Annotated in this window: 13 protein-coding genes; 11 read left to right on the plus strand and 2 right to left on the minus strand. The window is 57.2% G+C overall.

The window, feature by feature from the left end; translation table 11 throughout:
* The 10 genes from G9Q73_RS14115 to G9Q73_RS14160 all read left to right on the plus strand — a co-directional run.
* Positions 1 to 821: MGH1-like glycoside hydrolase domain-containing protein (locus tag G9Q73_RS14115; RefSeq protein ID WP_439654693.1), on the plus strand; the 821-nt coding region annotated here is incomplete at its 5' end.
* Between the two features lie 25 nt (positions 822 to 846).
* Positions 847 to 2,577 (plus strand): FMN-binding glutamate synthase family protein, encoded by a 1,731-nt coding sequence (locus G9Q73_RS14120; RefSeq protein WP_177420339.1) that lies wholly within the window; start codon positions 847 to 849, stop codon positions 2,575 to 2,577.
* Between the two features lie 35 nt (positions 2,578 to 2,612).
* Positions 2,613 to 4,121: a caspase family protein gene (locus tag G9Q73_RS14125; RefSeq protein ID WP_177420340.1), complete on the plus strand. Its 1,509-nt coding sequence runs from the start codon at positions 2,613 to 2,615 to the stop codon at positions 4,119 to 4,121.
* 36 nt (positions 4,122 to 4,157) lie between these two features.
* Positions 4,158 to 5,957 carry a serine/threonine-protein kinase gene (locus G9Q73_RS14130; protein WP_177420341.1) on the plus strand — a complete coding sequence of 600 codons (1,800 nt, stop codon included), beginning with the start codon at positions 4,158 to 4,160 and terminating at the stop codon, positions 5,955 to 5,957.
* Positions 5,958 to 6,087: 130 nt separating this feature from the next.
* Positions 6,088 to 7,320, plus strand: coding sequence for a CsgG/HfaB family protein (locus G9Q73_RS14135; protein ID WP_177420342.1), 1,233 nt, complete (start codon positions 6,088 to 6,090; stop codon positions 7,318 to 7,320).
* A gap of 80 nt (positions 7,321 to 7,400) precedes the next feature.
* The gene (locus tag G9Q73_RS14140) at positions 7,401 to 7,778 is read left to right on the plus strand and encodes a PAAR domain-containing protein (RefSeq protein ID WP_304956604.1); all 378 of its coding nucleotides are present in this window, start codon (positions 7,401 to 7,403) and stop codon (positions 7,776 to 7,778) included.
* Between the two features lie 103 nt (positions 7,779 to 7,881).
* Positions 7,882 to 8,337: a hypothetical protein gene (locus tag G9Q73_RS14145; RefSeq protein ID WP_177420344.1), complete on the plus strand. Its 456-nt coding sequence runs from the start codon at positions 7,882 to 7,884 to the stop codon at positions 8,335 to 8,337.
* A 185-nt stretch (positions 8,338 to 8,522) separates the two neighbouring features.
* A complete protein-coding gene (locus G9Q73_RS14150) occupies positions 8,523 to 8,684 on the plus strand; it encodes a hypothetical protein (RefSeq protein ID WP_177420345.1) in 162 nt (53 codons plus the stop codon).
* A gap of 514 nt (positions 8,685 to 9,198) precedes the next feature.
* On the plus strand, positions 9,199 to 9,582 hold the full coding sequence (locus G9Q73_RS14155) for a PAAR domain-containing protein (protein WP_177420346.1): 384 nt from the start codon (positions 9,199 to 9,201) through the stop codon (positions 9,580 to 9,582).
* 103 nt (positions 9,583 to 9,685) lie between these two features.
* Positions 9,686 to 10,681 (plus strand): methyltransferase domain-containing protein, encoded by a 996-nt coding sequence (locus G9Q73_RS14160; RefSeq protein WP_177420347.1) that lies wholly within the window; start codon positions 9,686 to 9,688, stop codon positions 10,679 to 10,681.
* Positions 10,682 to 10,923: 242 nt separating this feature from the next.
* On the opposite strand, the gene G9Q73_RS14165 is transcribed toward G9Q73_RS14160, so the two are convergent.
* Complete coding sequence (locus G9Q73_RS14165; protein WP_177420348.1) at positions 10,924 to 11,367, minus strand: DcrB-related protein; 444 nt, start codon at positions 11,365 to 11,367, stop codon at positions 10,924 to 10,926.
* Positions 11,368 to 11,448: 81 nt separating this feature from the next.
* On the minus strand, positions 11,449 to 12,966 hold the full coding sequence (locus G9Q73_RS14170) for a type VI secretion system contractile sheath domain-containing protein (RefSeq protein ID WP_177420349.1): 1,518 nt from the start codon (positions 12,964 to 12,966) through the stop codon (positions 11,449 to 11,451).
* A 148-nt stretch (positions 12,967 to 13,114) separates the two neighbouring features.
* Between G9Q73_RS14170 and G9Q73_RS14175 the strand changes: the two genes are divergently transcribed.
* Positions 13,115 to 15,205: a type VI secretion system Vgr family protein gene (locus G9Q73_RS14175; RefSeq protein ID WP_369408904.1), complete on the plus strand. Its 2,091-nt coding sequence runs from the start codon at positions 13,115 to 13,117 to the stop codon at positions 15,203 to 15,205.
* The last annotated feature ends 3 nt before the right edge of the window (positions 15,206 to 15,208 follow it).

Genomic DNA, 15,208 nt, shown 5'->3' on the forward strand with positions numbered 1-15,208 from the left:
ATCAGGGCGTTGGCCTATGGGACGAGGAAGATCAATTCTATTACGACGTGCTGCGTTTTCCCGATGGAAAGCTGATGCCGATGAAAATCCGCTCGATGGTGGGACTGATACCGCTTTTCGCGGTGGAGATTCTGGAACCCGAACTCATCGAGCAGCTGCCCGACTTCAAACGACGCCTGAAGTGGTTTCTCAACTACCGTCCCGACCTGGCCGCCCTGGTCTCCCACTGGGAAGAACCTGGCCGGGGCAATCGCAGGCTGCTATCACTGCTGCGCGGACATCGCATGAAATGTCTGCTTCGGCGCATGCTGGACGAGACAGAATTCCTCTCCGATTACGGTGTGCGCTCCCTCTCCCGCGCGCACCAGGAGACCCCGTATATTTTCGACTTCATGAACCACTCCCTGTCAGTCTCCTTTCAGCCGGGCGAGTCGAATTCGAGCGCGTTTGGCGGCAATTCCAACTGGCGCGGTCCCATCTGGTTCCCAGTTAATTTTCTGCTGATCACCTCGCTGCGTCGATTCGCCACCTTTTATGGCGACGAATTCAAGATCGAGTGTCCCACCGGTTCCGGAAAATATCTCTCAATCGATGAGGTAGCCGATGAATTGGCACTACGTCTGACCCGGCTTTTTCGTCGCGACAAACAGGGTCGAAGAGCGATATTTGGTGACAACGTCAAACTGCAAGACGATCCCCACTTTCGCGATCACCTGCTGTTTCACGAGTATTTCCACGGTGATGACGGCCGCGGGATCGGCGCTTCTCACCAGACGGGTTGGACTGGATTGGTGGCATCACTCCTGGCACCCAGTTCGTAACACCAATTTATTAACAGGAAACAGCATGCATTCAACGTTCATCAAGGTCTTGTCGGCCACACTGATTACGGTCGCAATTATCTACGCTTTCTGGCCAGCCGTTGTGTGGCTGTTGGTTTTCATCGCCCCTTTCACTGCACTGGGATTTTACGACATGTTCCAGAAGCAGCACTCCATTCGCCGAAACTTCCCCCTGTTCGGGCGCGGCCGATGGATCATGGAGGAGATCCGACCTTTTATCCGTCAGTATTTCGTCGAGTCCGACACTGACGGAGCACCCATCAACCGGATGTTCAGGAACATTGTCTACCAACGCGCCAAAGGGGCGTTGGAGACGGTGCCTTTCGGTACGCGGGTCGACACTTACCGAACCGGATATGAATGGATCGGGCACTCACTCTCCGCGATAGATGTCTCAGATGTCGACAGGGATTTACGGGTCAGCGTCGGCGGACCGGATTGCAGGCAGCCTTACTCGGCCAGCATCTTCAATATCTCCGCCATGAGTTTTGGCGCACTCAGCCAGAATGCCATCCTGGCGCTCAACAAGGGGGCAAGATCAGGCGGATTCGCCCACAACACCGGTGAAGGCGGGATCAGCCCATACCACCTGGAACATGGAGGCGATCTGATCTGGCAGATTGGAACAGGCTACTTCGGCTGTCGTGACCAGAGTGGCAAATTTTCCCCTGATCTGTTCAAAGAGAAGGCATCCCTCGAAAGCGTCAAAATGATCGAGATCAAGCTCTCCCAAGGCGCCAAGCCTGGCCATGGCGGAATCCTGCCAGCTGAAAAAAACACCCCTGAAATCTCCAGGATACGTGGTGTGGAACCCTATACACAGGTCAACTCACCCGCCACCCACAGCGCATTCGATTCACCGCTGGGATTGGTGCAATTCATCGCTCAACTGCGTGAACTCTCTGGCGGCAAGCCGGTCGGTTTCAAACTCTCGATTGGACGCAAAAGCGAATTCGTCGCCATCTGTAAGGCGATGGCTGAAAGCGGCACTCTTGCAGACTTTATTACGGTTGATGGCGGTGAAGGAGGCACCGGCGCCGCTCCCCTCGAATACACCAACTCCATCGGCATGCCGTTGCGTGAAGCCATTACCTTTGTTGCCGACTGCCTGACAGGTTTCGACCTGAAACAGCATATAAAGATCATTGCATCCGGCAAGATCATTACCGGATTTCATCTGGTCAAAAACATGGCCCTGGGCGCAGATATCTGCAACAGCGCCCGTGGCATGATGCTCGCAGTCGGCTGTGTACACTCCCTTATCTGCAACAGCAACCGGTGCCCCTCCGGGGTTGCCACGCAGAATCCTCAACTCTTCAGCGGACTGGTTGTACCAGATAAAGCGCAACGTGTTGCGCAATATCATGCCAAAACGGTACATGCGACTGCGGAAATCATCGCGTCAACCGGCATCTGTCACACCTCCGAGTTGAATCGCACCCATATCTACCGGCGCATCAGTCAGTATGAAATCAAACGATATGACCAGATCTTCCCCTATCTGCCTGCAAACTGTCTGTTGGATGGTTCAATACCCGGCTCATTCAAACTCATTATGCAGGAGGCGAGTTCCGATACATTCGCACCCCACTGCTGTCTGACGCGCACTGGCAACGAGTGCAGAGGTGCAGAGAAGTTGATATACCGGATGAAATGGCTGCCACTCCTTCAAGTTGAGGACTTACAACCCGGCTCACCAACTTGCATTCATCGAACCTGTATCCTAGCTTGTTAATATAGGCCGAAACGAAAAACTGTAGGAGAGTGACGATGTTCAGGATTGTTCGCCTTTTCTTGATGCTGTTTCTGATGAGTGTGCCGCTCTCTCTTTTGGCACTCGATTTCGAGGTGACAGCCCAGACCACCGACTGCTCCGGTGATATAGGATTCTCCTCTTTCGATTCCAGAAACCTCTATAAGATGCAATCGGCAGACTGCAGCGACCCCAATACCGGACAGAAGCTGCAGCAGGTGCTGCTGAAATCCAAATCGGGTCTGGTCACCTACGACGTCATCTGGGTCACTCAGGAGGAGGCCCGAAACATCCTGCAGCAGATCAGGGAGATCAAGTCAGCCAAGATCAAACGCCTGACCCGTCCCGAGGTGGTGATTCAGAAAGAGACCGTGATCCGCCACGAACGCCCGGCTGCGGCTGCGGCCCCCACTGCCACCCGTTCGGCCCCTTCGGCGCGTAGCGATCTGCCCGGACCGGTAATCAACATCATCGACCCGCCAATCGCCAACACCCGTTCCATCACCAATGTCATCACACCATCGGATGCCGACAAACGGATCGTAGTCGGCAAAATCAACTCACCCGCCGGCCTGATCTCCCTGACCATCAATGGCCAATCTCACGAAGTAGACAAACACGGCATCTTCAAGGCAGAGGTAGCGGTAAGCCGTTCAAAAACACCGGTAACCATCATCGCCGTGGATAATCAGGGCAAACGGGACACGGTGGAGTTCAGACTACTGCCCGAACCCCTGCAGGAACAACCCGACGCTGTCGCCGGTGCGGACAGCGACTCTGACATCTTCGGCACCTATCATGCCCTGATCATCGCCAATACCCGATACGACAAACTGGATGACCTCAGCACCCCGAAAAACGACGCAGACGTGATCGCCGACATCCTCAAACAGCGTTATGGATTCACCGTCACCCGTGTCTACGATGCTACCCGCTATGAGATTCTCTCCGCCCTGAACAAGGCCCGCCGGGAACTCACGGAAAAAGACAATCTGCTGCTCTACTACGCTGGCCACGGAGAGTACGACAAGGCCAATAACCGGGGCCACTGGCTGCCTGTGGACGCGGAGACCGACAGCACCGCTAACTGGATCTCCACCGTGGCGATCACCGACATCCTCAACGCCATGTCGGCGAAACATGTGCTGGTGGTGGCGGACTCCTGCTACTCCGGCGCCCTCACCCGGGCTGTCAACACTGAACTCGATCCCGGCATGTCGGAAGAGACCCGTATGAAATGGCTCAGGGTCATCGCCAAGACCCGCTCACGTTATGTGCTGACCTCGGGCGGCGTGAAACCGGTATTGGACGACAGCGGAAACGGTCACTCCATATTTGCCAATGCACTCATTGATGTACTGAGTGGGAGCAAAGGGGTGCTCGAGGGCTCCAAGCTGTTCCGCGAGGTCAAGTCACGAGCGTCGGCCCGGGCAGAAGAACTCAATGTCGATCAATCCCCTCAATACGCCCAGCTCAAGCGCACCGGCCATGAGTTTGGAGAGTTTCTCCTGGTGGGTCAGCGTTGATCGCGGATACTTGTTGTAGCTGGAACCCTTCACTCCATGGATGAATTCAGAGCGGCGCTGGACGACTTTTTCACCGGACGATTGGATCTGGAGGGGCTGTTGGGCAGGCTCGACGCCCAACTGCTGCTCTACCCGGAAAGCCAGGCAGCGCTTGCTGTGCTGCTGGACGAGTTGCAGCGCAGCAACCGGGTTCCGACCCAGATCGTCGCCAGCCTGCGTGCACGCCTCGACCAATACGCACAGCCCGCCCAGGATGCTGCGGGAGGGGAAACCCGAATCCGTTCGGATCTAAAAACAGACCATCCGGCTCCGCTTCCCGACGAGGCGACCCGTATCGCCGAAACCCCGGCACCATCGCCCTCTCCCGCTGCTAAAACATGGGCCGCCCCTGCACCTCATCACGCTTCAGGCCGTGCCGCTCACCCGCTGGTAGGCGACACCCTTAACGGGCGTTTCGTGCTGGAGGATGAGATCGGCCGTGGCGGCATGGGCGTGGTCTACCTGGCAAAGGACCTGCGCAAGGAAGAGGCGCGGGACCGGGAACCCTATGTCGCCATCAAGGTACTGAACGAGGCGGTACAGCAGAACCCCGATGCCTTTATCGCCCTGCAGCGGGAGGCCAAGAAGGCCCAGCGCCTGGCCCATCCTAACGTGGCTACGGTCTACGACTTCGATCGGGACGGCGACACAGTCTACATGACCATGGAACTGATGCAGGGTGAGTCGGTGGAGCATCTGATCAAGCGAATCCGGCCCAGCGGACTGCCCCTGGAGAAGGCCCTGCCGATCATCGTGGGAATGGCCCACGGCCTGGCCTACGCCCATAAAAAGGATATCGTGCACGCTGATTTCAAGCCGGGAAACGCCTTTATCCTGCAGAATGGCGAGATCAAGGTACTCGACTTCGGCATCGCCCGCGCCTTCAAACCACCGGGACAGAGCTCCGGCGACGCCACCGTCTTCGATCCCGCCAAATGGGAGGCCCTCACTCCTGCCTACGCTAGCTGCGAGATGTTCGACCAAGCGGCACCCGATCCACGGGACGACATCTACGCCCTTGGCTGCGTCAGCTATGAATTGCTCACCGGACACCACCCCTTCGACAAGCTGCCGGCAAACCAGGCCCGTGGCAGAAAGTTGATACCCAAACCCATCCCCGGACTCAGCCGCCAACTGAACCAAGCCCTGACCCACACCCTGGCCTTTGAACGCAGCGAACGCACCCCAAATCTGGAGCAGTTTCTACAGGAGCTGAAGGGCGGGAACGGGACGAATCTCAAGTGGTGGGGATTTGCAGTGACTATCCCCCTGCTGCTGGCAGTTGTGGGCATTGGGATCTATCTCTTGATCGGCGGAGAGACAGACAGGCCGAAGGATCCGCTCCTGCCGACACCAGCGGTTGAGCCACTGGCAAAAACGACTCCGGTCCCGACGGTCCCACTGAAGTCATCGGAGCCGGATGTATTCGAAGAGACACCGACTGTCGAAACCCAACCCGAACCTGAACCCAAGCCCAAAAAACTCAATGCCGAAACCCAGGCCAAGGTTGAGCGCATCCTGGAGGTAGCCGAACTTCATCGGATGATAGGTCGCCATCTGGAGCCGAAAGGCAGCAATGCAGTAGAGGCCTATCGGGCGGTTCTTGAGATGGATCCAGGAAACCGAATGGCCCTGGAGGGCCTGAATCAGGTGGCCAAACATTTTGTGAATCAGGCCAGACAGGCCATGAAACAGGGAGATGATTCAGCGGCGCAAGCCCTGCTCGATCAGGGTCTTCAGGCAGTCCCCGAACACAGAGAACTCCAAATCTTGAAAAAGCGACTGCAATCAGAATAAGCGTATAAAATATATTCTCACAATAAGGCTATCATCAGATACCTCAATCAGAGCGCCGATTTGATCTTATACTTCAGATTAAGGACAGAGATTATTCGCCTCACCCGCATTCATGGGAAGGAGCCAACAGATGTTGAAACTCAAGCACGGGTTATGTCTACTCACCGCCGCACTGACCCTGGGACTCGCCTCTCTGGCGCAGGCGGACTACGTCGCCTATTCGATCATAAAGGAAGGTGGCGCCAAACAGCCGCTACCTGAATATATCGGCGACATCGATGTCAAATACCTGGTCAATCTTGAGTGGGGCAGATACAGCGGCAAGAAGACCCGTATCGGCGTGTTGCCGGTAGAGAACAACTCCTCCAGCCATAGCGTCAGCGTCAGCGGCCCCGGCGGCACCTACACCTATAACTCAGCCACCGGCAGCGGTGGCGTTCCAGTCCAGGGTATCGAGGCGATGCTGATGGACGTCATGCACAAATCCAAGCGTTTTCGCCTGGTGGAGCGCAAGGTGTTGGACCAGACCCTGAAAGAGCAGGATCTTGGAGCCACCGGCCGCATTGCCAAGCCCTCTGCCGCCAAGATCGGCAAGATTCTCGGCGCTCAATATCTGTTTCAGGCGGTGATCACCCACTATGAGGCGGGGGTGGAAGAGAAAGGCGGCGGCCTCGGTGGCTTGCTAGGCGGCAGTGCCGGCGCGCTGCTGGGAGCACTCTCTGTAAAGGAGTCAAAGGCGGTGCTGGGTATGAACTTCCGCCTGATCAACTCGGAAACCAGCGAGATCATCTACACCGATCAGGTGGAGGCTGAACTGAGTGAATCCGGACTCACCTTCGGCGGAGCGGGCATAACCGGCGGCGGCGGGTTGGGGGGCTTCATGTCCAAGTACGCCAAGACCCCCATCGGCCAGGCAGTGCTCTCCACCATCAACCGAGGCGTCTACGGCCTGGTCAAACAGACCGGCACCTCCCCCGCCACCGGTTCGGTGATCAAGGTCAAGGGCAACAAGATCTATCTCAATCTGGGTCAGGATACGGTGGAACCCGGCGAGAGCCTGGATCTGATGCGCATGGGTGAACAACTGATCGACCCGGAGACGGGCATCTCTCTGGGTGGAGAAGAAGAACTGGTCGGCTCGGTCAAGGTCACTGCAGCGAAGGAAAAATACTCCATTGCCAAACCGACGGGGCGTCTCAAGGCATCGCGTATCAAACGTGGTGACAAGATAGTCTCCCAACGTGCCCCCGAACCGATGAAATTCGCCACTTCCTGGAAACCACCGAAGAAGAAAAGCGGGTTCTTCGGCGGCGGCAGTAAAAAGGAAACCAGCAGTCCATTCGGGGACGATTCGCTCTTTTAACAAGAGCGATTGAAGTGGGGCACCATCCCCTCTCCCGCCTGAATAACAGAAACTGACATAGGACGATAGATCACATGGGCATGCCAGCAGCGAGAATGGGGGATAATGTCATCCAGCAGGCCCCCCATTGCCATGCACCGATCCATCCGCCTGCGCCGGTCCCCACCCCGGTACCCCATCCTCCCCTGCCTCTGGCCATCATCAAAGGCGAACCGACGGTACTGATTGGCGGTATGCCAGCGGCCCGGGTTACCGACCAGACCGCACCCTGCGCCCTCCCCGGCTGCGTTCCCAACGGCCCCGGCATGGTTGCGATGGGTTCTTTTACCGTGCTTATCGGCAACCTGCCGGCGGCACGCATGGGAGACATGACTGCCCATCCGGGGTGTGTGGCACCCATCCCCAGTCCGGTGGGCAAGATTCTGCCACCTGGATGTCCCACTGTCCTGATCGGCTGAGGCGGATTGAGCATTGCGTCTAAGTCATTTTGAAACCCTCGCCCCAGTCTGCCCCCGGTGCCGGCTGGAGACGGCGCAAGCACATCCATTAGCGGTGGCAGCCGTGGAACAGCAGATCGGTGAACAGATTATCGAAGGCGTGATCCACTGTTCCAATCCGGCCTGCCAGTTGGAATATCCGATCATCGACGGCATCCCTATCATCGTCCCCAACATCCGCCAGTATCTCGCGGACAATCTGTTCTACCTCACCCTGCGCAGCGATCTCTCACCCACAGTAACATCCATGCTCGGCGACGCTGCAGGACCGGGCACTCCCTTCGACAGCAACCGCCAGTACCTGAGCACTTACACCTGGGATGCTTACGGGGAGTACGATCCCGAAGAACCGGAACCCCAACCGGGTGTATCGCCCGGCGCTTCGCCTGGTGGAGCGCAAGGTGTGCTGGACCAGACCCTGAAAGAGCAGGGATCTTGGAGCCACCGGCCGCATTGTTGTCTCTGCCGCCAAGATCGGCGTAAGAGATTCTCGGCGCTCAACATCTGTTTCAGGCGGTGATCACCCACTATGAGGCGGGGTGGAAGCAGAAAGGCGGCGGCCTCGGTGGCTTGCTAGGGTGGCAGTGCCGCAGCGCTGCTGGGAGCACTTCGTAGCGAGCCAAAGGCGGTGCTGGGTATGGTCTCCGCCTGATCAACCGGAAACCAGCGAGATCATCTACACCGATCAGGTGGAGGCTGAACTGAGTGAATCCGACTCACCTCGGCGGAGCGGATAACCGGCGGCGGCGGGCTGGGGGCTTCATGTCCAAGTACGCCAAGACCCCATCGGCCAGGCAGTGTCAACATCAACCGAGGCGCTCTGGCGGCCTGGTCAAACAGACCGGCACCCCCGCCACCGCCTGGTGATCAAGGTCATGGCAACAAGATCTATCTCATCTGGGTCAGGATACGGTGGAAACCCGGCGAGAGCCTGATCTGATGCGCATGGGTGAACAACTGATCGACCCGGAAGACGCATCTCTGGGTGGAGGATGAAGAGTTGGTTGGTTCGGTCAAGGTCACTGCAAAGAAGGAAAATACCCATTGCCAAAACCAACAAGTGTCTCAAGGCATCGCATATCAAACGTGGCGACAAGATAGTCTCCCAACGTGCCCCCGAACCGATGAAGTTCGCCACTTCATGGAAACCGCCAAAGAAGAAAAGTGGGTTCTTCGGCGGCGGCAGTAAAAAGGAAACCAGCAGTCCATTCGGAGACGATTCGCTCTTTTAACAAGCGCGAATAATGATCCCCGGACGGGGTATTAAATCGTAGGAGCGGCGCCTCGCCGCGATGGCACCGTATATGGACAAATCGCGGCGGGGGCGCCGCTCCTACGAAGGCTTCGCAGCAGACTGCACTGACATAGGACGATAGATAACATGGGCAATCCAGCAGCGAGAATGGGGGATAATGTCATCCAGCAGGCCCCCCATTGTCACGCCCCGATTCACCCCCCAGCACCGGTTCCCACCCCGGTACCCCATCCTCCGCTGCCTCTGGCGATCGTTAAGGGCGAGCCGACCGTGTTGATCGGAGGCATGCCAGCGGCTCGGGTGACCGATATGACCGCTCCCTGCGCCCTCCCCGGCTGCGTCCCCAACGGCCCCGGCATGGTTGCGATGGGTTCTTTTACCGTGCTTATCGGCAACCTGCCGGCGGCACGCATGGGAGACATGACCGCTCATCCGGGGTGTGTGGCACCCATCCCCAGTCCGGTGGGCAAGATTCTGCCGCCTGGATGCCCAACTGTCCTGATCGGCTAAGGCGGGTTAAGCATTGCGTCCAAGTCATTTTGAAACCCTCGCCCCAATCTGCCCCCGGTGCCGGCTGGAGACGGCGCAAGCGCATCCATTGGCAGTGGCAGCCGTGGAACAACAGATCGGGGAACAGATCATCGAGGGCGTGATCCACTGTCCCAATCCGGCCTGCCAGTTGGAATATCCGATCATCGACGGCATCCCAGTTATCGTCCCCAACATCCGCCAGTATCTCGCGGACAATCTGTTCTACCTCACCCTGCGCAGCGATCTCTCACCCACAGTAACATCCATGCTCGGCGACGCTGCAGGACCGGGCACTCCCTTCGACAGCAACCGTCAGTACCTGAGCACCTACACCTGGGATGCTTACGGGGAGTACGATCCCGAAGAACCGGAACCCCAACCGGGTGTATCGCCCGGCGCGGTAAAACGCTGTCTTAAAGCCGGGATGGAATTATTGCCGGGAACACCGAAGGGATCCGCCATCGATCTGGGCTGTGCAGTGGGAGGCGCCACCTTTGAACTGGCCCTTCACACCGACGGACTGGTCCTCGGCATCGACAACAACTTCTCCCTGTTGCGGCTGGCCCAGCGGGTCCTGCAGGAGCGGAGAGTCAGCTATCCCAGACGGCGGATCGGTATCGTCTACGACCAGCGGGAGTTTCCTGTACCTGTGACCCATGCGGAGCGGATCGATTTCTGGGCATGTGATGCACTGGCGCTGCCCTTCGCCGATACGACCTTCGGTTTGGCGGTGGGGTTACAGTTGGTAGACTCTGTCAATTCTCCAACGTCCCTGCTGGAAGAGACGGCCCGCAACCTGCACTCCGGTGGCACCATGATCATGGCGACCCCCTACGACTGGTCGCCTGCGGTCACTCCCCTCGAAGGCTGGATCGGCGGCCACTCCCAACGCGGTCCCAACTCAGGCGCCGCAGAACCTCTGTTGAGGTCGTTGCTAACCCCCGAAGCCCATCCCCAATCCATCAAAGGAATGCAACTCACCAATGAGATCACCGATTTCCCCTGGCACACCCGCATCCATGACCGCAGCATTATGCAGTACCGTGTTCATCTGGTAACTGCGGTGTCGGTTGAGTAGTGTCCATCCGGAAATCCACATCTAACCACAAAGGACACGAAGAGCACGAAGGTAAAAGATTGATTAACCATGAATTTTCTTCGTGTTCTTCGCGCGCTTCGTGGTGAAAACAGTGTTTCCGGACGGGCACTAAGTAGGCTGCGTTGGGTTACGATGCGCGCTAATAGAATCGAAAAACGGAAAGCATGCGGATTTTGCGCATCTAACCCAACCTACATTTTTTTACAAAACAACACACCCTTCTACGGAAGCTGCATCGCGTTGGGCGTAAAACTGCGAAATATCATATCGAACAGTGGGTCGGTTGCAGCTTGGTTGGAGGCCAGGGAGATCGCCGTCAGCTTGTAAAGATGGACGGTTTCACCGCACTGCAATATGAGCAACTGTTTCTGCCGCACCCGCGCAGGACCCTCACCCCATTCACAACTGCTCATGATACCGTCACAACCCGATCGCTGGCCTGCTGCCTGGCTGATAAGTTGAAACGCCTCGACCTTCTCACTCAGGGCTTCCATCTCCTGATCAGCAACGACCTTGAGATCCGGCCCATCAGACCGCTTCTCCACCCGGATCGTCATATAGGGTGAATCATTGCCCTTTGCCGGAAACGCGAAGGTATAGACCGAGGCATCGATACACTGCTCCGGCAGTTCGACGGCAAATCCGGAGCCCTGAAACTTGGGCATAACTCCCTCCTACTGGATCTTTCAGAACAGGCCACACTATCAGACCGACACTAAGCCCCCAATATCACTGCCGCATCGACTTCATCGCCACACTCCCGCCAGATTAACCGGCGGCAAAGCCAATGACTGAAACCGCATCACCCTGACCATATTGCGAGTGCGGTGGCTGAGCAGCGGCATGACGCCCTGTTTGAGCATCACCTCCCCTGCACGCTCGCTGATCCATGCCTCGGCGCAGGGCAGCATCTGCCGTTCGCCGTCGACTTCAAAGGTGAAGGCCGGAAGATCCTCGATATCGAGGCGGTCACCGGGCTCCATGGCCCAGCCTCGTTTGGTGAAGGCTTCCGCCAACAGTTGGGCACAGGCAAAGGCCGGGCCACCCCAAAGATAGTCTTCATGATCCCCCGGCTGTAGTGGGATCTCTTCGAAGGCAAAGCTGTCGATCTCCTCACTCCCCTTGCCGTAGGGCAGCCGCATCAAAGGTCGCGGCAGGGCCACGCCGAGCCAACGGGCCGCAGGAGTCTGACGCAACGTCTGCCAACGCTGTGCCGCATCCCCGTCTAATCCAGTCCACTTCTCCACCGGCTCGGTGATAGCATCACAACCGAGCAGTTGTGGTAAAGCGGTGGCGAGAAAAGGGCCACCCGCCTGAGAACCCAGCAGCCCCATTGCGTGGAGCGCGGAGACATCCTCTTCTCCCGCGCCGAAGACAAAGTCACCCGCCAGCACAGACCAGGGTTCGCCACCCGTGCTCCCCACCCCCTGTTCCACCAGCAGACGATAGAGCGACGATCCGGACGGGTTGTCCGACAAGGTAGTGATGTCGGCCACAAGCTCCGACTTTGTGATGTCGAGTGTGTAAAGCTTCAGAGTCTCATCTGTCTCCACGCCTGTGACCAGACGGTGTAATGCAAGCCAGGTGGCCTCCAGCGCCTGAAACCCGGGTGTGTGCAGCAGGCTTCGCATCTGTTCGCTGATGGCATCATCCACTGAGGCAACGTAAGCCGCCTGTTGAGGATCGGCATCGGGAACGATATGCGCTGCGACAATACGCTGGATAAACTGTTCTATCCCTGCCTTGGGAGCATGCGCTCTTGCAGCCGGGCTGCTGGACTCACGGCCTAACAGGCGCTCGAACACGTCGCCTTGCGGCTCAGGGGTGGCAGAATCGCCGACTGTCTCTTCACTGGTTGATGTTACGTCGACGACTGAGGCTTCTCGCCGAAGTTCGGCAGCGGCGGCGGAGAATGTGTTTGCATCCAGTAACCTGCCACGCAGTTGACGCAATGTCTTGAAAAGATCGAGGCGCTGAAACAAGGCATCGGGATGAAAGTCTTCCAATTCACTGAAGGCAAGATCGATCCGGGTACTCTCTCCCTCACCAAGTGGAAGGCTCACACTCGGCGCATAGCGGGCCATCAGCTGTTCAAAATTATCCACGTCCACCTGACGAACGGCACGTTCATCCAGTGGCCCCGCTTCCTCAGGATGGCCGCTGAAGTCACCCATCAACAAGATACGCATAACCGAAACCGGTTTGCGTTGTGGCGTTGCGCCACCACCGCGAAGACCATACTCAAATTCCATGTGTGCAGCCATCGGTCGATACCCCCCTGTGATCTCCTGTCTTTAGTGTAGCCGCTCACTCCTGCTTAATGTCATAGGGATCTGGCGGAACTTGGCAATGCAGGGCAAAAGAAAGCAAAATCAGCTAAACTCGGATTGACAATGCAGGGAGAGTTGCCAGGTGCCTAAAATCACACAATCCACCAGGAGTGTGTCCGTATCCACCCCCCTCGGTGAGGATACGCTGGTATTCAAAAGCATGAGTGCCAGCGAGGGGATGAGCCAGCTCTTCGAGTACGAACTGGAATTGCTCAGCGAACAAGGCGACATCGACCTCAACGATATGTTGGGACAAAGCGTTACCGTTCGTCTGGAGACCAATACCCCGGCGGCCCGGGGGGGCAAGGATCGCTTTTTCAACGGACTGGTCAGCCGTTTCAGCTACGCGGGCACTCAAGACCGCTACCACCTCTACCAGGCCACTCTGCGACCCTGGTTTTGGAACCTGACCCGAACGTCGAACTGCCGCATCTTTCAGGAGATGACCGTTCCCGATATCGTGGCCGAGGTTTTGCGAAAAAACGGCTTTTCCGATTTTGAATTCAGCCTCAGCAGTGGCCGGTACCGCACCTGGACATACTGCGTTCAGTACCGTGAAACCGACTTCAACTTCATCTGCCGCCTGTTGGAACAGGAGGGTATCTACTTCTATTTCCACCACCAGGATAACCAACACTTCCTCGCCATGACCGATTCGGTCAGCTCCCACAACAGCGTGGGTGCCATCCCCTACTTTCCGCCCCAGGATAATATACGGCGTGAAGGTGAGATCATTAGCGAGTGGTATGTGGCCTCGGAGGTGCGTCCGGGCAAATTCGTTACCGACGATTTCAACTATGAGACACCGAGTACGGAACTGGAGGCACGCCTGGACAATCCGGAGAGCCATGCGGCCGCCGACGGGGAGATCTACGACTATCCCGGGGAGTACAGCAAACCGAACGAAGGCGAGACCTACGCTCAGATCCGCCTGCAAGAGTTGCAGACTCCCCATATCGTCGCCGAGGCAACGAGTAACTGCCTCCGGGTCAGCGTAGGTGAGTTGTTCGATCTGGAGAATTTCCCCCGGGACGACCAGAACCGGGAGTATCTCATCACCTCTGTCACCTACCAGATCAAGTCCGATGCCTATATCAGCGGTTCCGGCAGCACAGGCGAGAATTTCTACAGCTGCCAGTTCAGCTGCATCGACCGTACCCGCCAGTATCGCGCCCCCCGACTGACGCCAAAACCCGTGGTGCAGGGGCCGCAGACCGCATTCGTGGTCGGACGAAAAGGTGAAGATATCGACACCGACAAACTGGGCCGGGTCAAGGTACAGTTCCACTGGGACCGGCAGGGCAAGATGGACGAAAAAAGTTCCTGCTGGGTTCGTGTCTCACAGAACTGGGCCGGCAAGAATTGGGGTGGGGTGTTTCTGCCGCGCATCGGGCAGGAGGTGATCGTTGACTTTCTCGAAGGCGATCCCGACCGGCCGATTATCACCGGCCGGGTCTACAACGGGGAGAATACGCCGCCTTATGCCCTGCCCGCCAACAAGACCCAGTCCGGCATCAAGAGCCGCAGTAGCAAAAAAGGCAGTGACGACAACTTCAACGAACTGCGCTTCGAGGACAAGAAAGGCGAGGAAGAGATCTATTTCCATGCGGAAAAAGACTTCACACGAATGGTGGAGAACGACGACACCCTGAACGTCGGCAACGATCAGACGCGCGAGATCCACAACAACCGGACTACCACCATCAAAGAGGGTGACGACCAACTGGAGATCGAAAAAGGTCATCGCAATACGCTGATCAGCGAGGGCAACGACACCCTCGAAATCAAGATGGGCAACCACGACATCATCGTTACTCAAGGCAATGACACCCTCTCCTTGGAACAGGGTGATATGAAGGTCAATATTGATGTCGGCAAGCAGGTGGTCAAGGTCGCCGAAAACATCGAGATGAGCTCGGTCAACAGTTCGATCAAAATGGACGCCAGCACCTCTATCGAACTGTCGACCAAAAAGTGCATCATTGAGGCATTGAGTTCGATCGAACTGAAGGTTGGCGGCAGCAGCATCAAGATTGAACCCGCAAAGGTCACGATAAAATCTCCGCAGATCGCTATCAGCGCTGACGGCAAGCTCGATGTAAAGAGTCCCATGACCACGGTAACGGGAGATGGCATTCTGACCCTCAAGGGTGGGCTTACCAAGATCAACTAGGTC

Source organism: endosymbiont of Lamellibrachia barhami (genome assembly GCF_011947365.2).
Lineage (GTDB): Bacteria > Pseudomonadota > Gammaproteobacteria > Chromatiales > Chromatiaceae > QGON01.